This window comes from Alcanivorax sp. IL3, assembly GCF_047495465.1.
Classification (GTDB): domain Bacteria; phylum Pseudomonadota; class Gammaproteobacteria; order Pseudomonadales; family Alcanivoracaceae; genus Alcanivorax; species Alcanivorax jadensis.
This window is the reverse complement of record NZ_CP179931.1, coordinates 623,312-641,985: the sequence shown is the minus strand read 5'-3', so window position 1 is coordinate 641,985 and position 18,674 is coordinate 623,312. Positions and strand designations below refer to the sequence as shown.

Annotated in this window: 16 protein-coding genes; 7 read left to right on the top strand and 9 right to left on the bottom strand. The window is 61.1% G+C overall.

From position 1 onward, the window contains the following. Positions 1-24 precede the first annotated feature (24 nt). The 3 genes from ubiD (at position 25) to ACMG4M_RS03020 (ending at position 4,326) form a co-directional block, all read left to right on the top strand. Positions 25-1,494, top strand: coding sequence for a 4-hydroxy-3-polyprenylbenzoate decarboxylase (ubiD, locus tag ACMG4M_RS03030; protein WP_035248294.1), 1,470 nt, complete (start codon positions 25-27; stop codon positions 1,492-1,494). Between the two features lie 193 nt (positions 1,495-1,687). Next, a complete protein-coding gene (locus tag ACMG4M_RS03025; RefSeq protein ID WP_335626314.1) occupies positions 1,688-3,055 on the top strand; it encodes a D-arabinono-1,4-lactone oxidase in 1,368 nt (455 codons plus the stop codon). Next, positions 3,052-4,326: an alanine racemase gene (locus ACMG4M_RS03020; RefSeq protein WP_035248290.1), complete on the top strand. Its 1,275-nt coding sequence runs from the start codon at positions 3,052-3,054 to the stop codon at positions 4,324-4,326. Before ACMG4M_RS03025 ends, ACMG4M_RS03020 begins: the two co-directional genes overlap by 4 nt. A gap of 265 nt (positions 4,327-4,591) precedes the next feature. Here ACMG4M_RS03020 and ACMG4M_RS03015 read toward each other — a convergent pair whose 3' ends face one another. Then, on the bottom strand, positions 4,592-6,865 hold the full coding sequence (locus ACMG4M_RS03015; RefSeq protein WP_272980348.1) for a TonB-dependent receptor domain-containing protein: 2,274 nt from the start codon (positions 6,863-6,865) through the stop codon (positions 4,592-4,594). Positions 6,866-7,163: 298 nt separating this feature from the next. Here ACMG4M_RS03015 and ACMG4M_RS03010 point away from each other — a divergent pair, with 298 nt between their 5' ends. Both ACMG4M_RS03010 and ACMG4M_RS03005 read left to right on the top strand, forming a co-directional pair. Then, positions 7,164-8,915: an SDR family oxidoreductase gene (locus ACMG4M_RS03010; RefSeq protein WP_414430699.1), complete on the top strand. Its 1,752-nt coding sequence runs from the start codon at positions 7,164-7,166 to the stop codon at positions 8,913-8,915. 41 nt (positions 8,916-8,956) lie between these two features. Next, on the top strand, positions 8,957-9,874 hold the full coding sequence (locus ACMG4M_RS03005; protein ID WP_414430698.1) for a metal-dependent hydrolase: 918 nt from the start codon (positions 8,957-8,959) through the stop codon (positions 9,872-9,874). Between the two features lie 137 nt (positions 9,875-10,011). Here the strand turns inward: ACMG4M_RS03005 and ACMG4M_RS03000 are convergent, their stop codons facing one another. Next, on the bottom strand, positions 10,012-11,493 hold the full coding sequence (locus tag ACMG4M_RS03000) for an amidase (protein WP_414430697.1): 1,482 nt from the start codon (positions 11,491-11,493) through the stop codon (positions 10,012-10,014). 126 nt (positions 11,494-11,619) lie between these two features. Here ACMG4M_RS03000 and ACMG4M_RS02995 point away from each other — a divergent pair, with 126 nt between their 5' ends. Continuing rightward, a complete protein-coding gene (locus ACMG4M_RS02995) occupies positions 11,620-12,636 on the top strand; it encodes a zinc-binding alcohol dehydrogenase family protein (RefSeq protein ID WP_035250514.1) in 1,017 nt (338 codons plus the stop codon). A 201-nt stretch (positions 12,637-12,837) separates the two neighbouring features. Here ACMG4M_RS02995 and ACMG4M_RS02990 read toward each other — a convergent pair whose 3' ends face one another. From ACMG4M_RS02990 to ACMG4M_RS02960, 7 genes are all read right to left on the bottom strand, one after another. Next, complete coding sequence (locus ACMG4M_RS02990) at positions 12,838-13,881, bottom strand: metal-dependent hydrolase (protein ID WP_414430696.1); 1,044 nt, start codon at positions 13,879-13,881, stop codon at positions 12,838-12,840. Between the two features lie 71 nt (positions 13,882-13,952). Beyond that, complete coding sequence (locus ACMG4M_RS02985) at positions 13,953-14,558, bottom strand: DUF2780 domain-containing protein (RefSeq protein WP_035250508.1); 606 nt, start codon at positions 14,556-14,558, stop codon at positions 13,953-13,955. A gap of 96 nt (positions 14,559-14,654) precedes the next feature. Then, a complete protein-coding gene (locus tag ACMG4M_RS02980; RefSeq protein ID WP_156964926.1) occupies positions 14,655-14,810 on the bottom strand; it encodes a hypothetical protein in 156 nt (51 codons plus the stop codon). A 26-nt stretch (positions 14,811-14,836) separates the two neighbouring features. After that, positions 14,837-15,451, bottom strand: coding sequence for a trimeric intracellular cation channel family protein (locus ACMG4M_RS02975; RefSeq protein WP_035250505.1), 615 nt, complete (start codon positions 15,449-15,451; stop codon positions 14,837-14,839). Between the two features lie 113 nt (positions 15,452-15,564). Beyond that, positions 15,565-16,413 (bottom strand): S1 RNA-binding domain-containing protein, encoded by an 849-nt coding sequence (locus tag ACMG4M_RS02970; protein WP_272975318.1) that lies wholly within the window; start codon positions 16,411-16,413, stop codon positions 15,565-15,567. Between the two features lie 245 nt (positions 16,414-16,658). Further along, a complete protein-coding gene (locus ACMG4M_RS02965; protein WP_035250499.1) occupies positions 16,659-17,198 on the bottom strand; it encodes a DUF2058 domain-containing protein in 540 nt (179 codons plus the stop codon). A gap of 14 nt (positions 17,199-17,212) precedes the next feature. Next, complete coding sequence (locus tag ACMG4M_RS02960) at positions 17,213-17,743, bottom strand: DUF4262 domain-containing protein (RefSeq protein WP_414430695.1); 531 nt, start codon at positions 17,741-17,743, stop codon at positions 17,213-17,215. A gap of 150 nt (positions 17,744-17,893) precedes the next feature. On the opposite strand from ACMG4M_RS02960, the gene ACMG4M_RS02955 reads away from it, so the two are divergent. Beyond that, positions 17,894-18,634 carry a TIGR04219 family outer membrane beta-barrel protein gene (locus ACMG4M_RS02955; RefSeq protein WP_414430694.1) on the top strand — a complete coding sequence of 247 codons (741 nt, stop codon included), beginning with the start codon at positions 17,894-17,896 and terminating at the stop codon, positions 18,632-18,634. The last annotated feature ends 40 nt before the right edge of the window (positions 18,635-18,674 follow it).

Here is an 18,674-nt window from a genome sequence, read left to right as displayed (position 1 = left end):
CTGACTTCCGACAAAAGGATCGCCATGAAATACCGCGACCTGCGTGACTTTCTGCAACAGCTCGAGCAACTCGGCGAGCTCAAGCGCATCACCGTACCGGTGAACCCCCACCTGGAAATGACCGAAATCTGCGACCGCACCCTACGCGCCGGCGGCCCCGCCCTGCTGTTTGAAAACCCGGTGGGCTTCGGCACCCCGGTTCTGGGCAACCTCTTTGGGACCGAACGACGGGTGGCGCTGGGCATGGGCCGCGAGTCGGTGGAAGAGCTGCGCGAACTGGGGGAGTTGCTGGCCTTTCTCAAGGAACCGGAGCCTCCCAAGGGCATGCGTGACGCCTGGGAGAAACTGCCGGTGTTCCGCAAGGTGCTGAGCATGAGCCCCAAACTGCGCGGCTCCGGCCCCTGCCAGGAAAAGGTACTGGAAGGCGACGCCGTGGATCTCTACCAGCTCCCCATCCAGACCTGCTGGCCCGGCGACGCCGGCCCTCTGATCACCTGGCCGCTGGTAATCACCCGAGGGCCCAACAAGGAACGCCAGAACCTGGGCATCTACCGTCAGCAGCTGATTGGCCGCAACAAGCTCATCATGCGCTGGCTAAGCCACCGCGGCGGCGCCCTGGATTTCCAGGAGTGGCAGCAGGCCCACCCGGGAGAACCCTTCCCGGTTGCAGTGGCCCTGGGCGCTGACCCGGCCACCATCCTCGGCGCGGTCACCCCGGTGCCGGATACCCTTAGCGAGTACGCCTTTGCCGGACTGCTGCGCGGCTCGAAAACCGAGCTGGTGGAATGTATCGGCAACGACCTGCAGGTACCGGCCAGCGCCGAGTTCGTACTGGAAGGCCATATTTATCCGGACGAGCTGGCAGAGGAAGGTCCTTTCGGCGACCACACCGGTTATTACAATGAAGTGGAGCGTTTCCCGGTATTCACCGTGGAGCGCATCACCCACCGCCGCGATCCTATCTACCACAGCACCTACACCGGCCGCCCACCGGATGAGCCGGCGGTACTGGGCGTGGCCATGAACGAAATCTTCGTGCCGATCCTGAAAAAGCAGTTCCCGGAAATCGTGGATTTCTACCTGCCCCCGGAAGGCTGCTCCTACCGCATGGCGGTGGTGACCATGAAGAAACAGTACCCGGGCCATGCCAAGCGGGTAATGATGGGGGTGTGGTCCTTCCTCCGCCAGTTCATGTACACCAAGTTCGTGATTGTCTGCGACGACGACGTGAATGCCCGCGACTGGAAGGACGTGATCTGGGCCATGACCACCCGCATGGACCCGGCCCGCGACACCCTGCTGATTGAAAACACCCCCATCGACTACCTGGACTTCGCCTCCCCGGTCTCCGGCCTGGGCTCCAAGATGGGCATGGACGCCACCAGCAAATGGCCCGGCGAAACCGACCGTGAGTGGGGCCGCGCCATCAGCATGAGCCCGGCAGTGAAGCAGCGGGTGGATGAGATGTGGGAAAGCCTGGAAATTGATAATTGAGAATGGAGAATTGATAACGGCGCGGACAAGTGACGCCAGGTCTTTCAGCATCGGAGCCGCGCCCAAACGGTTGGGCGCGGCCACAGAGGCAACAAAGCGGCGCCCGACCTCTCCCGCGCAGTTATCAATTATCAACTATTAACTATCAATTGCTTTTCTTGTACGATGGTGCCAAATAAAAAAAGGATGCACCATGGCCCTGTTGGATTCCATTGATCGACGCCGTTTTCTGAAAGCCTTGGCCAGTGCCGGGGCCACTGGCGCATTGGCGCCCCAGGCCCTGCTGGCCGAGACAGAGAAGGCGCCAGCCTGGCAGAACTGGTCCGGCAACCAGAGGGCCAACCCGGCCAATCTGGTATTTGCCACCAGCGAAGCACAGCTGCGCCAGGCCCTGCGCGACAGCACCGGCACTATTCGCCCCTTTGGTGGCAGCCATTCGTTCAGCGCCGTGGTCCCCAGTGATGACACCCTGGTGTCTCTGGAAGCCTTGGCGGGGCTGCGCGGCCAGGATGGCAACGTCTTCACCTACGGCGGCGGCACCCGGCTGGCCATGGCCAGTGCCCAGGCCAACAGCATGGGCTACAGCTTCAACAACGAACCTGACATCAACCTGCAGTCCCTGGCCGGCGCCATCGCCACCAGCACCCATGGCACCGGCAGTGGTCTGCAGAGCCTCTCCGGCCAGGTGGAAAGCCTGCGCCTGATCCTGCCCGACGGCGAGGCCATGGATCTGACCCGTGACGATGGCGATGCTTTTCTGGCCGCCTGCTGTAGCGTCGGCGCCCTGGGTATCGTCAGCGAGATCGGTTTTCGCCACGAGCCCGCCTACCGGCTCAAGGAACGCACCTGGACCCTGCCCCTACAAGAGGCCATGGACTTCGTGGAGCGGGAAAAAAACAACTTCCGCCACATCGAGTTCTTTGCCTTCCCGCTAGGCGAGCAAGCCATCGTCAAGACCATGGAAATCACTGACGACCCCAACGACAGCAGCGCACGGGAAGACAGTAACGACCTGCTGGAGCTGGTCTGCAAACTGGCCATGCGTGCCGGCTGGATGACACCCAGCCTGCAGAAGCTGGTCACCCTGTTCGTGGAAGACAGCACCTACATCGGCCCTGCCCACAAGGTATTCGCCAACCGCCGCGCGGTGCGATTCAACGAAATGGAATACACGGTGCCGGCGGAAGACGGTATTGCCTGCCTGCAGGAAGTCTGCGAGACCATCCGCAAGCAGGACATCAATGTGTTCTTCCCCATCGAATTCCGTTACGTGGCCGCCGACGACAGCCTGCTGTCCATGTACCACCAGCGCGACGGCGCCAGCCTGTCCATCCATCAGTACTTCGCACAGGACTATCAGCCACTGTTTACGGCGGTAGAACCGATCCTGCGCCGCTACGCCGGTCGCCCACACTGGGGCAAGCTGCATACCCTGGGCCAGCAGCAACTGCGCGAGATATATCCCGCCTTTGATCGCTTTCAGACCGTGCGCCGGGAACTGGACCCACACGGAAGGATGCTGAACCAACATCTGAAAACCCTGTTTGGAGAAACCGGATGAAACGCCGAGGATTTCTGATCGGGTTGGGAGCGGTGGCGGCCGGGGGCTGGCTGCTACGGCCGGGCAATCAGGGGGCACCGCATACACCCTACTTCCAGTCCATCAATGACCACCTGCGTAACGCCAGCCCCGGCCGGCCGCTGATGCTGGTGGATCAGCAGCGCCTGGTGCGCAACTGCCACACCCTTAAAGCCATGCTGCCGTCCCGCTGCGCGCTGCGCATCGTGGCCAAGTCCCTGCCCAGTGTGCCGATGATTCAAACGGTGATGCGCGAGACTGGCAGCGACCGGGTGATGGTATTCCACCAGCCTTTCATGAATGCGCTGGCCGACGCAGAGCCCGGCGTGGACATGCTGCTGGGCAAGCCCATGCCGGTACAGGCCGCCCGACAGTTCTACAACGAACTGAGCGGTGACTTCGATGCGGACCCGCAACTGCAGTGGCTGATCGACTCCCGTCCGCGGCTGGACCAGTACCTGCAACTGGCAATCGATCTGGACCGACGCCTGAACATCAACCTCGAAATCGACGTGGGTCTGCACCGGGGCGGCCTCACCGACCCAAGCCAACTCGATGAGATAATTTCCCTGATTCAGGCCCACCCGGCGCATCTGCGTTTCAGCGGTTTCATGGGCTATGACGCCCACGTGGGCAAACTACCTGGGTTTATTCAAAGTGCCGAGGACGGTCACCGGGAAACCGAAGCCATCTATCTGCACTATATCGAGCGCCTCTACCAGCTGGCGCCGGCTTACCGGAATGAAACTCTGTGCTTCAACGGCGGCGGCAGCCCGACCATCGGGCTCTATGATGACAGCACCACGGTCAACGAACTGGCCGCCGGCTCCTGCCTGGTGAAAGCCAGTGACTTCGATCTGCCCCTGCTGGCGAATTTCGAACCGGCGGTGTTTATCGCCGCGCCGGTACTCAAGCAATGGGACGGCCTGAACCTGCCCGGGCCGATACCCCTGGGGGAGCTGTGGCAACGCTGGGACCCGAATCGTCGCCAGACCTATTTCATTTATGGCGGTTACTGGAAAGCCACTCCGGTATCCCCGGCGGGCATCCGCGAGAACAGCGTCTATGGTCACAGCACCAACCAGATGATGTTCAACGGCAGCCCGGACACGGCGCTGCAGGTGGATGACCAACTGTTTCTGCGCCCCACGCAAAGCGAATTCGTGTTGCTGCAATTCGGCGACCTGGCAGTGTGGCAAGACGGCGCCATCCAGGACTGGTGGCCGCCACTGACACAGGGCGACGGCGCCTGACAACACCTCCGCAAACCGCTCGAAAACTCAAAGGCCGCACCGGTTTTCCGGTGCGGCCTTTCAATGAGCTCCGTAGGGTGCACTGAGCCTAAGGCGAACTGCACCGATCCGGCGTTTGATGGTGCAGTTCGCCTTAGGCTCAGTGCACCCTACGGGAGTTCTTCTAAACGCAAGAGGCCGCGCTCAACGGTTGGACGCGGCCTCTTTGCCTTCCTTTTGCTAGGCGTCAATCCGCGACGCTGTCAACTGTTCACTGTCAACTGAACTAGAACCGCGCCTGCATGCTCAGCCAGTAGCTGCGGCGGGCATCCTTGTTGTTGTAGTCGTCAAAGTAAACCGGCTCGAAGCCACCCATGCCATCATCTTCAAATGCGGTGTCATAGGTAGTGAAGTCTTCGTCCAGCAGGTTGTTGACCCGGGCGGTAAAGGTGAGCGTGTCATTCATGGCCCAGCGTGCACCCAGGTGGAAGATTTCATAATCTTTCCAGTACTCGCCGCCGCTGGAATCGGTGTTGAGACCGCTGCGACCAAAGCCGCGGAAACGGTCGTGCCGTCCTTCCATGGTCAGGTACATGCCGAAAGTCTGAGTGGTCTGCCAGTCCAGGGTGGCATTGACCATGTGCTTGGCAGTGCCAGTCAGCGGGTAACCTTTCTGGTCTCCACTCTTCTGTTCGCTATCGATATAGGTGTAGTTCATCTTTAGCGCCCAGCGCGGCAGGAACTGGTAACGACCGGCCACTTCCACACCCTTGATTTCCGCCTTGTCCACATTCACCGGCTGGGTAACGATGCCGCCCAGGGAATCGTAGGCGCCCAGATCCACGCAGGGTTTCTGCCCACCGTTGGCAGAGCACAGCGCGCTGTCCTGGCGCACAATCTTGTCTTTGAAATCGTTCTGGAAATAGGTCACGTTGAAGTTATGACGATTGACGCTCTCCCAGTACAGGGCGATTTCGGAGTTAACGCTGGTTTCCGGTTCCAGGTCCGGGTTGCCCACCCAGGGCAGCGTGCCCTGACGGCCGAAACCGGTAATCCCTGAATACAGATCCGTGGTCTTGGGCGTCTTGTAGCCGGTACTGACGCCCCCCTTCACGGTCCAGGCGGGCGTCAGTTCATAAACGCCATAAAGGCGTGGGCTGAGTTGATCGCCAAAGGTTTCATGGTTGTCGTAACGGACACCGGCGGTAAGCGTAAAGGGATCCACCGGGGTCCAGTTATCCTCGGCAAACAGGGCCCACATGTTGTGGTCGGAAATCCGGCCGCTACGACCTTCCTCCAGACCGAACACGCCATCTTCCAGTTCGCCACGAATCACCTGGGTACCCAGCACAGCAAAGTGCTGGGCATTCACCGGTAGTTCCAGCTTGCCATCCAGTCGCCACTCCCGGCTTTCCAGGGTGCGCGCCGGGCGCGGCAGAAAGGCCGCTTCCAGTTCCTGATCCGTGGCCCCGTTGGTAACCATCTGATCGTACTGGTCACGCTCCGCCGCCGTCAGCGGCAGGGTGCGGCCCTTGTTGTTGGTCGCCAGGTGCGTCAGGGAAACGGTGCTGTAGCCGATATCCCAGTCCCCTTCATGGGTCAGCGCGACCTGGTCACGGGTGAATTCCTGATTCTTGGCATAGCCGGCCATGGGCAGACGGTCCACGCTGTCCTGGGTGCCGACCTGGCTCTTGTCATTGTTGTACACCTGCTCGGACTGATCGTAATCCAGCGAGATTCGCTGGTTGTCCACTGGCGTCCAGCGCAGGGTGAAGCCACCGGCAATGTCCTTGTTGCGCACAGTACGGCCACCACCGCCAAAACCCAGCTCCCGATCGACAACCGTTCCATCCGGCGCAATGGCGGGATCAAACTGCGGATCGGACGCCTGCTGGTCATAGAGACTGCCGCGCAGGGCCAGACCCAGCTTGCCGGGCACCAACGGGCCGGAAACATACAGGTCGGTAGTCACGTCATTGCCGAACTCGCTCTGTTCCTGAAAGGTGCCACCCACGGTAATGCTGGCCGCCGGCTGGTCGAAGTTCTTCTTGGTAATGATATTGATCACCCCACCCATGGCATCGGCACCATAGAGCGTGGAGGCCGGACCACGGATCACCTCGATGCGCTCAATGGCATCCATGGGCGGAATATGGTTGAACTGGTTGCCACCGAAGTTGTTCGGGTAGATGTCACCATGATTATTCTGGCGACGCCCGTCGATCAGGATCAGGGTGTAATCCGAGCCCATACCGCGCATGGAAACAGAGGCCTGGCCGGTCTTGTCGCGGGTTTCCCCCACATCCACCCCTTCCAGCTCACGCACCGCATCGACCACCGACGTAAACGGGCGGCTGTGCAGCTCCTGCTCACCAATCACGGAAATGCTGGCCGGAGCCTCAGAGATCTTCTGTTCGAAACCGGCAGCGGACACCACATTGATCGCTTTCAGCTCATGGCTCTGCCCGTTTTGCTCAGCCGCCGCCGATGCTGTCGTGATAGCCAGGGCCAAGGTTGCCAGCAAGGTACGCCGTGGTAGTGCTACCAGAGTCGTTATCATTACATCCCCCGTTCGTTCCGTTAATCGGTATAGAAGCGGCGGCATTCTGCTGTTATTGAGAATCAATATCAAACAATAACGGATCTCAAAATGGTAAAGATTGTAAGGCCCCAGCATTCACGGGAACTCTCAAGACGCCCGGGAACGCATGATGCCTACCCTTGCTGCTTGGCCGCTGGCGCCGGATTCCCGGTCCCAATAGTCACACTCTGCTCGTTGACCGTTACATTGCTCACTGATACATTCGGTTAACTTGACGTCGTCCAGATCTGGCGTCGCCATCTTTCAGGAGTGCCTTATGACAACCACAGCCACGGTGACCAGCCAGGGTGTCAATCTGCAGGTCTATACCTTTGGGGACAGCAGCAAGGTGCCGGTGGTACTGGTTCATGGTTACCCTGACAATCACAGTATCTGGCAACCGGTGGCGGATCGGCTGGCGAAGAAGTACTTCGTGATCAGCTACGACGTACGCGGTGCCGGTGCCTCCGACGCGCCCCGCAAGCGGGCGGATTACCGCATGAGCCTGCTGTCTGCGGATCTGGCGGCAGTGGTGGACGCCACTGTCCCCGGGCGGGATTTTCATCTGGTGGGACACGACTGGGGCTCCATCCAGAGCTGGGAATCTGTCACCGCGGAAGGACCGCTCAAGGCACGCATCAAGTCCTACACCACTATCTCCGGCCCTTGTCTGGATCACATGGGCCACTGGATGCGCCGGCGCACCCTGAACCTGTCTCCTTCCGCCAAGACCAAGGTGTTCAAACAGGTACTCAGCTCCTGGTACATCGGTTTCTTTCACTTGCCAGTACTGGCCCCCGGTGCCTGGCAGGGAGGCCTGGACAAGCTCTGGCCCCGCTATCTGAAGCACCGCGAGAATGTGCAGGAGCCGGAAGCCAACCCCACCCAGGGCAAGGACGGCAAGCACGGCGTGCAGCTGTACCGCGCCAACTTTCGCAACAAGCTGATCAACCCGGAAGCCCGCCACGCTCCCTGTCCGGTACAGCTGATCGTGCCCACCCGTGACAACTATGTGGGCACCCAGCTTTTTGAAGACCTGCACGAGTGGGTGGACGAGCTGTACCGCCGCGATATCAATGCCAACCACTGGGTACCGCTGAGCCACCCGGACACCATCGCCGCCTGGATTGGCGATTTCGTGGCCGGGGTGGAAAGCGGCAAGATGCCCGGTGCCCTGCAGCACGCCCGCGTTCGCCCGGAAAGACTGGGCCTGCCGCTGTACGGCAAGACCGTCGTCATCACCGGCGCAGGGTCCGGCATTGGCCGGGCCACCGCCCTGCGCTTTGCCGCTGAAGGCGCCGACCTGGTGTGCCTGGATATCAATGAGGACAGTGCCAATACCACCGCCGATCAGGCCCGTGAACGGGGCGCAGCCGCCTGGCCACGCAAGGTGGATGTGGGCTCGGCCCAGGCCATGCAGCGCCTGGCTAATTGGGTGGAAAAAGAATTGGGCGGTGCGGACATTGTGGTCAACAACGCCGGCATCGGCATGGCCGGCGGCGTGCTGGAAACCTCCACCAAGGACTGGGATCGCCTTCTCAAGGTCAATCTGTGGGGAGTGATCCATGGCTCGCGATTGTTTGCCCGGCAGATGATTGATGGCCACCGCAAGGGCCACATCGTCAACGTGGCCTCTGCCGCCGCCTTCGCCCCCAACCGCAAGCTGGCCGCCTACTCCACCAGCAAGGCCGCGGTGCACATGCTCAGCGAATGCCTGCGTGCAGAGCTGGCCGAACACCATATCGGCGTCACCTCGATTTGCCCCGGCTTTGTCGCCACCGGCATTGCCAACAGCACCGTGTACGCCGGGCTCAGCGACGAGCAACAGGCGGAAAAACGCGCCAAGGCCGACGCCCTGTACAAGCGCCGCAATTTTTCCCCGGACCAGGTGGCCGCCGCCATTTTCGATGCGGTGCAGAGCAACCCGGCCCTGTCCCTGGTGGGCGCCGAAGCCTGGACCACCCGACTGCTCAGCCGCTTTGCCCCGGTATTGTCCCGGCAGGTAGCGCGCCTGGACATTACCGCCTGAATTGATGACGTGTTGACCATAACAACGGGAGAACAACAGCCATGAACAGCCCTGTGCGCCATCAACTGAAAGCCCGCCGAGTGCAGTTTGATTTCGACAATACGCCACTGCACTGGCTCAAGGGTGATCCGTTTTCCACCCATATCATCAACGGTATCCACCTGCTGCTACCCGCCGGAGAACTGTGGTTTTGCCGGGTCTACAACCATGCATTACCCCTGGTCACCGATGACCAGCTGCGCGCCGACGTGGAAGGCTTTATCCGTCAGGAAGCGGTGCATTCCCGCGCCCACAGCAAGGCCCAGCTTTATCTGGAACGCCATGGTTTGAGCGTGGATGACTATGTGCAACGGGTGGAATGGCTGTTTGGCACCTTCCTGGGGGAGGCGCCCTTCGGGCTGAAACTCCTGCAGCGCAAGGCGATCCAGAAACAGTGGCTGGTACTGCGGGTAGGGCTGATCGCCGCCATCGAGCACTTCACCGGCGTGCTGGGTCAGTGGGCCATGGACAACGACACCTGGGAGCAGAACGGCGACCCGGCCATGGTGGACCTGTTCAAGTGGCACCTGGCCGAAGAAGTGGAACACCGTACCGTGGCGTTTGACCTGTTCGAGCACCTGTGCCAATCACAGCTGGGTTTCTACGTGAGCCGCCAGGCGCTGATGGCCATCGTCTTTCCGCTGTTCATCTACTTCATTTCCGAAGGGGGTCGCAGCCTGGCCCGTCAGGACCCGGACCCCAGCGTGCGCAAAATGGGTCGCACTCTGATACCGCAATTGCTGATGCAACTGGAACAGACAGGCAAGCGCACCGAGAACGTGCCCACCTTCACCTTCCTGATCAACGCCACCCTGCGCTGGTTGTCTCCCCGCTTCCACCCGATCCACGAAGGTGACACGGAACAGGCGCTGGCATACCTGGCACGCTCACCTGCAGCAAAAGCAGCGGCGGTGCACTGAAACGTCATCCCACAAAGCGCCTGCCCGGGCGTGATCCCGGCAGGCTCGAAGCGATGACAAAAATCAAAAACGAGTGACGAGGTTCGAGTAACGAAAAACCTTTCGCTCTTCGCAACTCGTAACTCGCCGTTTAGCCTCTACATCGGCACCTTGTCGAACCAGGGTGCCGCCTCTTCCAGCTGCCCGGCCAGCGCCAGCAGCTTGCCTTCATCGCCATGGCCACCGACAAACTGGGACCCCAGCGGCAAACCGCTGTCGCACCAGTGCAACGGCACCGACATGGCCGGCACCCCGGTGACATTGGCGAACTGGGTGAAGGGCATGTACTTGAAATTCTCCATGGCCATCTGCTCGATCATGCCGGTCTTCATCAGCAGTTTTTCACCGCCCACCTTGAGCAGCATTTTCAGGGCACTCTGCTGCCAGCCCGGTGTAGCCATTTCCCCAATGCGTGCCGGGGGCATGGCCAGCGTCGGTGTCAGCCAGAAATCGTACTGCTCCAGGAAGGTATCCAGCGCGATCATGTACTGCTGCCAGCGCGTCTGACATTTCACGTATTCATGGGCAGGCGTCGCGCGCCCAAAGGCGGCGATGGCCAGCGTATCCAGCTCGAACCCGTCGTCACCACAACCGGTCAGCGCCTTCACTTCATCCACCTCGGCGGCACACTGACCGAACCATACGGAGAGCCAGTCCATGCACATCTGCTTGGCATCCATCTGCGGCTCGGCCTCAACCACCTGGTGGCCCAGGTCCCGTAGCAGGGCCACGGTTTTCTCCACGGCTTTTACGGCTTCCGGATCCACCGGAGTGCCCAGCGGCGACGCCGTGGAAAAACCGATTCGCAGTGTCCCGGGGCGGGATGCCGCAGCCACCTGATAGGGCTGCGCCGGCGGCGCGATCTGGAACAGGCTGCCGCGCTCATCCCCGTGAGTGAGGTCCAGCAGGAGCGCACTGTCACGCACCGAGCGGGTCAGCACATGGTTCACCGCAATGCCGTGCATGGCTTCGGTAAAGGTGGGCCCCCAGGGCGTGCGTCCGCGACCGGGCTTGAGACCGAACAGGCCACAGCAGGCCGCCGGGATGCGGATACTGCCACCCCCGTCATTGGCGCCCGCTACGGGCACCACACCGGACGCCACCATGGCGGCAGAGCCACCGGACGAACCACCGGGGGTATGGTCCGGGTTCCAGGGGTTACGGGCCGGGCCATAGGAATCCGGCTCAGTGATCCCCTTGGCGCCGAACTCCGGGGTGTTGGTGCGACCGAAGGGCACCAGACCGGCGGCCTTCCAGCGGGCCACCAGGGTGGAATCCTGGTCGGCGCGAATGTCGTTTTTCTTGCGCGCCTTGTTGCCCTGATAGCTGGGCGCCCCTCCCATTTCCTGAAACAAGTCCTTCACCAGCATGGGCACCCCGGCCAGGGGGCCTTCCAGCGGTGAGGCGGCGCGCGACCGGGCCTGCTCGTAAAGGGGAATAATCAGACCATTCAGGGAGGGATTCACCTGCTCCGCCCTGGCGATGGCAGTCTCCAGCAACTCGCTGGCAGCGACCTCGCCCTTACCCACCAGCTCCGCCAGCCCCATGGCATCAAATTGGCGATATTCCTCGAACTTCATGCGTGTGCTCTCCCGAAAACGTTATCGTTTTTTGCGACGGTCGCAAGGCGACAATCCGGTTACTGTGGCATAGTCTGCCCTGCCAAGTGGGCCAAAGCTTGTGTGTTTACGTTGTAGGGGCAAAGCATGAAAGCGATCGGTTTCAACCAACCCAGAACCATTGATGATGTACACGCGCTGGAAGATATCCAGCTGGACTTGCCGTCTCCCGGTCCCCGGGATCTGCTGGTGTCTGTACAGGCGGTATCCGTGAACCCCATCGACACCAAACTGCGCCAGCGTCCGGTGGACCAGGGCGGCTATCGGGTACTGGGATTTGATGCCGCCGGGGTGGTTGAGGCAGTGGGCGCCGAGGTGAAGAATTTTCAGGCAGGCGACCGGGTCTGGTATGCCGGCGCCCTGCAGCGTCAGGGCAGCAATGCCCAATACCAGTGTGTGGACGAGCGCCTGGTGGCAAAAAAACCGGACAGCCTGGGCATGCAGGAAGCTGCCGCCCTGCCCCTGACCGCCATCACCGCCTGGGAAGCCCTGGAAGACCAGCTCGGTTTCCGGCCCGGCGAATGCGAAGGAAAAAGTCTGCTGGTAATCGGCGGCGCCGGTGGCGTGGGCTCCATCGCCATCCAGCTGGCCGCCCACCATTTTGGGCTGACCGTGATTGCCACCGCCGGGCGCGAGACCTCCGCCAACTGGTGCCAAGCCATGGGCGCCCATCAGGTGGTGGATTACCGCAAGGAACTGCTGCCGCAACTGGAGTTGCTCGGTCACCCCCAGGTGGACGGCATCCTGGTCACCCAGAGCCTGGACGAATACTGGCACAGCGCCTGCCAGGCGGTGGCCCCGTTCGGTGGCATCTGCGCCATCGTCGATGCCCGTGCCCCCCTGGACCTGAACCCCCTGAAACCGAAAAGCGCCCGCTTCTGCTGGGAGTTCATGTTCACCCGCGCCATGTTCGCCGCAACCATGCAGCGCCAGGGCGACATCCTCGACCAGCTCCGCACCCTGGTAGACGCCGGCACCATCCAGACCACCCTCAGCGAAGGCCTGGGCCCGATCAACGCCAACAACCTGAAAGCCGCCCACCGAAAGCTGGAAAGCGGGCAGACGATTGGCAAGTTGGTGTTGGCGGGGTGGGAAAGTAGTTAACAGTTAACAGTTAACAGTGAATAGTTAACAGCGACGCGATTTGTTTGTGCTGTTTTTTTCAACGCAAGAGGCCGCGCTCAAACCATGGGCGCGGCCTCTTGCGTTACAGATCAAACCTCTCTTTTCACGCGCAACAGTTAACTCCCCACCACTCCCCCATCATCCCGGGTAATCACCACTGTTGCCGAGCGGGGTCGGGCGTCAGGGCATCACCGATGGACAGGCGCTGCCGGCCGGCAAGGCTTCCAGGGTGGTCAGGCAAAGAATCGGTTGGCGGGCCAGGGTCCGGTCCAGCAGCGCCGGCCAGGCCTGCGGGTTGGCCATTGGCCGCGGCAGCTTATAGCTGGGCAAAGCCTTCCAGCCACCGTCTTTATGCTCGGCCAGCACAAACTGAAAGGGGTGCAAACCCGGTACCCCCAGGCGAATATCCGTGACCAGTAACTGGTCTGGCCCGGCGTCCACATCGATGAACCCCCTGGTAAACCAGGCCAGCTTGCGCCCCGCCGGCACCTGCATGGCCTCGGCATAGTCCTGCGGCGAGCGGGGGAAGGTTTCAACCGTCAGGGCATCGCCGCTATCCAGCACCCCGGTGACAATCTCCAGTCGCTGCTGCTCACCCAGCACCGTTACCCGCCACAGCAGGGTCGAAAACGGCATGGGCTGCACCAGGCGCGGCGCCTGATCCAGCCCCCGCTCCGCCAGCACTGGCATGACCCGCTGTGTCATCCATTGCTGGGCCATCATACTCCAGCAAAGATACAGGGAAGACAGCGTCAGCCCGGTGGCCAGCGCCGTCCTGGCCGGCGGCCGCCACAGGGCCCACAACACAGCAAACAGCAACGGCAGGGTATAAAGCGGATCAATGATGAAGATGCTGCTGATTGCCACCGGATCACCCAGCGGCCAGAACAGGCGGGTGCCATAGGTGGTAAAGGAATCCAGTAACGGGTGGGTCAGCAGACACAGACCGGTGAAGGCCCACCAGCGCCACAGGCTGATGGCCGGACGCCAGCGCTGAAGTACCCAGGCCAGCAACAACGAGGCGGGTAGCAACACCAGCAGGGAATGGCTGAAACCGCGATGCTCGGTGAAGTTGGCCACCGCATCGCCATAGTCGATAAGAACATCCAGGTCGGGCAAGGTGCCCAACAAGGCACCACCCAGTAATGCCGAGCGCCCCAGCGTGCGGCCCATGACCGCACCGCCCACCGAGGCACCCAGAACAACCTGCGACAAGGAATCCATCAATACGCCCCTGGCAAAATCAGTATTTTAGCTGTGACATCGCCAGCAGACCGTCAAGATGGATGCGACGATCAGACGCCCCACAAGCCCTTGAGGCTATTCAGCACCTGACCGGTGACGCCTTTGTCACCGAGAAAGCCGAGAATTTTCGGCGCGAACTGGCTGACCATCTCCGGGCTCATACCCAGCGCGCCGAACGCCTTGGTGACACCCTGCATGCTGGAAATATTGCCCAGCATGGACGACGCCACACCACCGCCTTCTCCGCCGCCAAGCAGGGATTCCAGCCCCGGCACCTTGTTAAGGACACCGCTGAACTGGTCACCGGACAGGTTGCTTTGTGCCATGGCCAGCAAGGCACCGGCACCGCCTGCGGCCTGCTGACCGGACACGTCCAGATCCGTGGACAGGGAATCGACCAGTGCCTTGGCTTCACCGGAAACGGCCATGCCGCCATTGACGCTATCCAGCGTGCTGTTGGCAGAGTCACCCGCCTTGTTGATGCCATCGTTGGCTGTCTCGGACGCCTTGTTGATGCCCGCATCGGCGCTCTCGGAAGCCTTGTCCACCGCCGCATTGGCGGAGTCCGTCATCTTCTTCAGATCGAAAGCCTGCGCCGGAGACGCCAGCACCAGACAGAAGGACACACCCAAAACCCCGATTCGAAACGTATTCATACCTGCTCCTTGATGATTGATTGCACTTCCTTGCTCCTGTAGCAGCGACAAACCTTACCGGCTCCGGGACATCAGGACCAACAGTTTATGGCAAGCCTATGACCCGTCCGGCAAACATTTTTCCAGTAGCTGCAGCAACTGTTTACGCTCCACCCCATCCAGGTTCTGCAGCAGCGAGGCAAACGCCTGCTCGCGGATTCGCTGCCCGTTGCTGACCAGCTTGGCGCCCTGCTCGGTGAGAAACAAACGCACCCGACGATGAACTGGCAGTAACGCTCTCAGTCTTCCGGTACGTTGTAATGAAAACGCGGCAGATGCCACTGATAACGAATCGCCAGCAGGCGCACCATAAAGCCTGCCGCCAACGTCACCGCCGTGGCCAACCAGACCGGCGACTGCCAGTGCAATAACAGCAGATACAGGCAGGCTGCCCCCAGCGAAACCACCGCATAAAGCTCTTTCTGGAACACCAGCGGCACCCGGTTACAGAGCAGATCGCGAATCACCCCGCCAAAGATGCCGGTAATCAGCCCGGACAAAATCGCCACCGGCGCTGCCAATCCCATATCCAGCGCCACCTTCACGCCGATCACGGTGAACACCATCAGGCCCATGGCATCCAGGATCAGAAACAGCATCCGCAAGCGGCGCATCAACGGTGCCACCCAGGTGGTGACCAGGGCCGCCATGGCAGTCAGTGCCAGATACTCCGGATGGGCCACCCAGACCAGGGGATAATGCCCCAGCAGCACATCACGAATCGAACCACCGCCCATGGCGGTGACGCAGGCCACCATCACTACACCGAACAGATCCATGCGCAGGCGCCCCGCGGCCAGGGCACCGGTCATGGCTTCGGCGGTGATGCCGATCAGATAGAGGGTTAACAACATGCGTAGAGACTCCGACTATTCAGGCCATGATGCCTGAATCCTGGCCGCGATGAATTCGACCTTGGTGACTGGCGCCACCCTGGGGAGTCCCTGAATACCGGGTAGACGCCGGCTCAGTCCTGCGGCGTCAGGCGGATGGATTGCTTGTCGATGACGATGCGGCGTTCTTTATAAAGCCCACCGATGGCCTGCTTGAAGGCGTTCTTGCTGCAACGGAAAGTGGCAAAGATAGCTTCCGGGCTGCTCTTGTCACCCAGCGGCAGTTCGCCACCGGCGGCTTCCAGGGCAGCCACAATCTGCTCACTCAAGCCTTCGCTCTTCAAGGCTCCGGGGGGGTTCAGTGACAGGCTGATCTTGCCGTCCTCGCGCAGGCGCTGGACATAGCCGGTAACCCGCTGACCCGGCCGCAGCGGCGCGCGCAACTCCTGCTTGGCAATCATGCCCCAGCAGCGGTTATCCACCACCATCTTGTAGCCCAGATCGGTGGCATGGGCCGCCACCAGAGACACCTCGTCACCTTGCTGGTAATCGTCGCTGGTATCGTCCAGAAAGCGGTCCAACTGGGCACTGACCAGCAGCCGCCCTTCCCGGTCAGTGGTGATCATCACCAGTACCCAGTCTCCCTCGCGCACCGGCCCCTTCTGCTCGGCGAAGGGCAGCAGCAGGTCCTTGGGCATGCCCCAGTCCACAAAGGCCCCCACCTTGCTGGTGGAGACCACTTTCAGGGACGCCACCTGACCATGCTGAGCGCGAGGGGCACGCAGGCTGGCCATGGGCCGACCCTGACCATCGCTGTATAGAGTGACCAGCACACTATCGCCGGGGCCCAGATTCTGGCCTTCCACTTCCCGGGACGGCAACAGCACCTCCCCCAACGAACCGCCATCCAGTAGCAGCCCGTTATGGATCGGTTTGAGAATTTCCAGGGAGTGGCGAGCGCCAAGAGTGGGAGATGCGGTCATGGTTCGGGCCTGGTTGTTGTAAGGGTGCGGGTCGCTGTGGGTGTGCGCTCATGTTTCAGGTTCGATTTTGTGAAACCTGTCGAGTTCTGGAATTCCTGATCGCCCTGCGGGCGATTTCCTTGCTACGCAAGGTTCGCGGCTCAAGCGCCGCTCCTACAGTGGCTTCGTAGGAATACCGAGGTCCTAGGAACTTTCCAGACCATTTCAACCCAATCGAGCGTAGCTCGTAGCTGGCGCTGCGCGCGCTACCACATCAGGTCGTCGGGGATCGGGAAGTCCTTGTAGGGGTCATCCTCGTCCACGGCGTTATTGCCTCGCTCGTTCAGCAGCAGTACCGCAGACTCCTCACGCTGGCGAATCTTTTCTGCCACTACCGTGGGCACCAGCTCATAGCCGTCGCCCAGGGCCACAATGGCGATCTGGCCACGCTCAAGCTGAGCCTGTTGCTTGGCGGTGACCCAGGCCTTCTTGATCTTCTTGTCCTGCACAAACTGGTAGGCCACATCGCCACGCTGTCGATCCAGACGACTCTGTTCGATCATCTGTTTGATCTGGGCGGCGATTTCCTTTTTCTCGCGCTCCGCCTTGCGGGCGGCTTCACGCTGGCGATCCGATTCGGCCTTTTCCTCGCGCTGGCGTCGGGCCCGCTCGGCCGGGTCCTCCAGCTCAATCTCGCCACGCTTGGCCTGGTTGGCTTCCTGGCGTTTTTGTTGCTTGGCGCGACGGGCCTTCTTCTGGTCCGCCAGACCGGCTTTCATCAATTGTTCTTGCAGGGAATTGGCCATCTTGCTCTCCGAACTCAACGGCGATTCTGGGTTAACGGGGACGCAGGCGGCACCCCCAGCAGCGGCTGGGCACGGTGGAACCGGGCATCGTAGCCAGGCTGCCAGGGGAACACGCCCTTGGTATCGGGCCACACCATCTGCAGTGCCGGGTACGGCGCAGGCAGGCTCTGGTAGAACCAGTTGGCGAAGCCCAGGTATTCCTTGTAATGCGGGAAGGCCACCGGCAGAAACATGACTTCCAGGCCATCGGCGATATCGTTATACAGGCGATATGGCTGATAGGGCTTGTTCAGACCACGAATCCGCACGGCGGCACTGTCCAGCAGGCGGCTCGCCAGGGAATCCTTGAGCCCCAGCACGATCAGTTCCGGGTGATTCAGATTGAGGAAATGCCCAACACTGAACGTGAAACCAGGCTGACCATCGCCACCGGCCACCGCAAAATGGTGCCATCCCTTGCGCTGGATATCCGCCAGCAGGCCTTTGTCTTGTGCATCTTCCGGTGCCGGGTAGCGGAACGTCCCGGGCATTTCATCTAGAAACATAGGTCACTGTCAGCAGGAGCAGGGCCTAACCTGCCGAGCCCCGGCGAATGAATCGTCATTGTTGTGGGCATGGTACCAGAATCCCTGTGGACTTGGTGACACCCTTGTAGACCTGCAATACTGACCTTTCACTCACTAGCAGGAGTTTCCATGAAACGCATCAGTCTCCTGGCAGCCGGTTTACTGGCCGCCCCCCTGGCCTGGTCTGCACCAGGTATTGCCGTTTATGGCGGCGGTTATAGCTGGGACACCGAGTTTGAGGGCACAGTGGCCTCCGGTGGTGAAGATATCCGCATGCAGGATGATCTGGGCTTTGATGAAGCCAACCAGCAGGTACTCTATCTCGGCGTGGAACATGCCGTACCGTTGATTCCCAATGTGCGGGTGCGCAGCCTGGATCTCTCAGATGACGCCAGTAATCGCCTGCAACGCAACATTACCTTCAATGGCCGGACATTTTTGGCTACCACCGAGGTCGCAACCGATATCGATCTGGATATCCTCGACGGCACGCTCTACTACACGCCGCTGGATAATGCCCTGAAAGTGAATCTGGGGGTGACCGTCCGCAAGATCGAGGGCAGCATCAGCCTGGACAACCTGCTGGTCAGCACCACCAAGAACTTCGATGAAACCCTGCCCATGCTGCATGCCTCTGGCCGACTCAACCTGCCGGTGCCTGGCGTCTATGTCGGCGGCGAGATCGATACGATCAGCTACGACGGCAACACCTTGCGGGATCTGACCGCTCGCATCGGCTGGCGCTCGGATTTCCTGCTTGGCGTCGAGCTGGGCTACAAGCACATGGACCTGGAGCTGGATGATGTCAGCGATCTGGATGCGGATCTGGATATGGGCGGCCCCTATCTGGCGGCGTCACTGAGTTTCTAGTGGCTTGTCACGGACCAGGCATTGCCTCTGGCCTCGGCGA

Bases quoted from the DNA above. Each gene is read 5' to 3' on its own strand.
- ubiD (WP_035248294.1), top strand. From the start codon at position 25: ATGAAATACCGCGACCTGCGTGACTTTCTGCAACAGCTCGAGCAACTC.
- ACMG4M_RS03025 (WP_335626314.1), top strand. From the start codon at position 1,688: ATGGCCCTGTTGGATTCCATTGATCGACGCCGTTTTCTGAAAGCCTTG.
- ACMG4M_RS03020 (WP_035248290.1), top strand. From the start codon at position 3,052: ATGAAACGCCGAGGATTTCTGATCGGGTTGGGAGCGGTGGCGGCCGGG.
- ACMG4M_RS03015 (WP_272980348.1), bottom strand. From the start codon at position 6,865: ATGATAACGACTCTGGTAGCACTACCACGGCGTACCTTGCTGGCAACC.
- ACMG4M_RS03010 (WP_414430699.1), top strand. From the start codon at position 7,164: ATGACAACCACAGCCACGGTGACCAGCCAGGGTGTCAATCTGCAGGTC.
- ACMG4M_RS03005 (WP_414430698.1), top strand. From the start codon at position 8,957: ATGAACAGCCCTGTGCGCCATCAACTGAAAGCCCGCCGAGTGCAGTTT.
- ACMG4M_RS03000 (WP_414430697.1), bottom strand. From the start codon at position 11,493: ATGAAGTTCGAGGAATATCGCCAATTTGATGCCATGGGGCTGGCGGAG.
- ACMG4M_RS02995 (WP_035250514.1), top strand. From the start codon at position 11,620: ATGAAAGCGATCGGTTTCAACCAACCCAGAACCATTGATGATGTACAC.
- ACMG4M_RS02990 (WP_414430696.1), bottom strand. From the start codon at position 13,881: ATGGATTCCTTGTCGCAGGTTGTTCTGGGTGCCTCGGTGGGCGGTGCG.
- ACMG4M_RS02985 (WP_035250508.1), bottom strand. From the start codon at position 14,558: ATGAATACGTTTCGAATCGGGGTTTTGGGTGTGTCCTTCTGTCTGGTG.
- ACMG4M_RS02975 (WP_035250505.1), bottom strand. From the start codon at position 15,451: ATGTTGTTAACCCTCTATCTGATCGGCATCACCGCCGAAGCCATGACC.
- ACMG4M_RS02970 (WP_272975318.1), bottom strand. From the start codon at position 16,413: ATGACCGCATCTCCCACTCTTGGCGCTCGCCACTCCCTGGAAATTCTC.
- ACMG4M_RS02965 (WP_035250499.1), bottom strand. From the start codon at position 17,198: ATGGCCAATTCCCTGCAAGAACAATTGATGAAAGCCGGTCTGGCGGAC.
- ACMG4M_RS02960 (WP_414430695.1), bottom strand. From the start codon at position 17,743: ATGTTTCTAGATGAAATGCCCGGGACGTTCCGCTACCCGGCACCGGAA.
- ACMG4M_RS02955 (WP_414430694.1), top strand. From the start codon at position 17,894: ATGAAACGCATCAGTCTCCTGGCAGCCGGTTTACTGGCCGCCCCCCTG.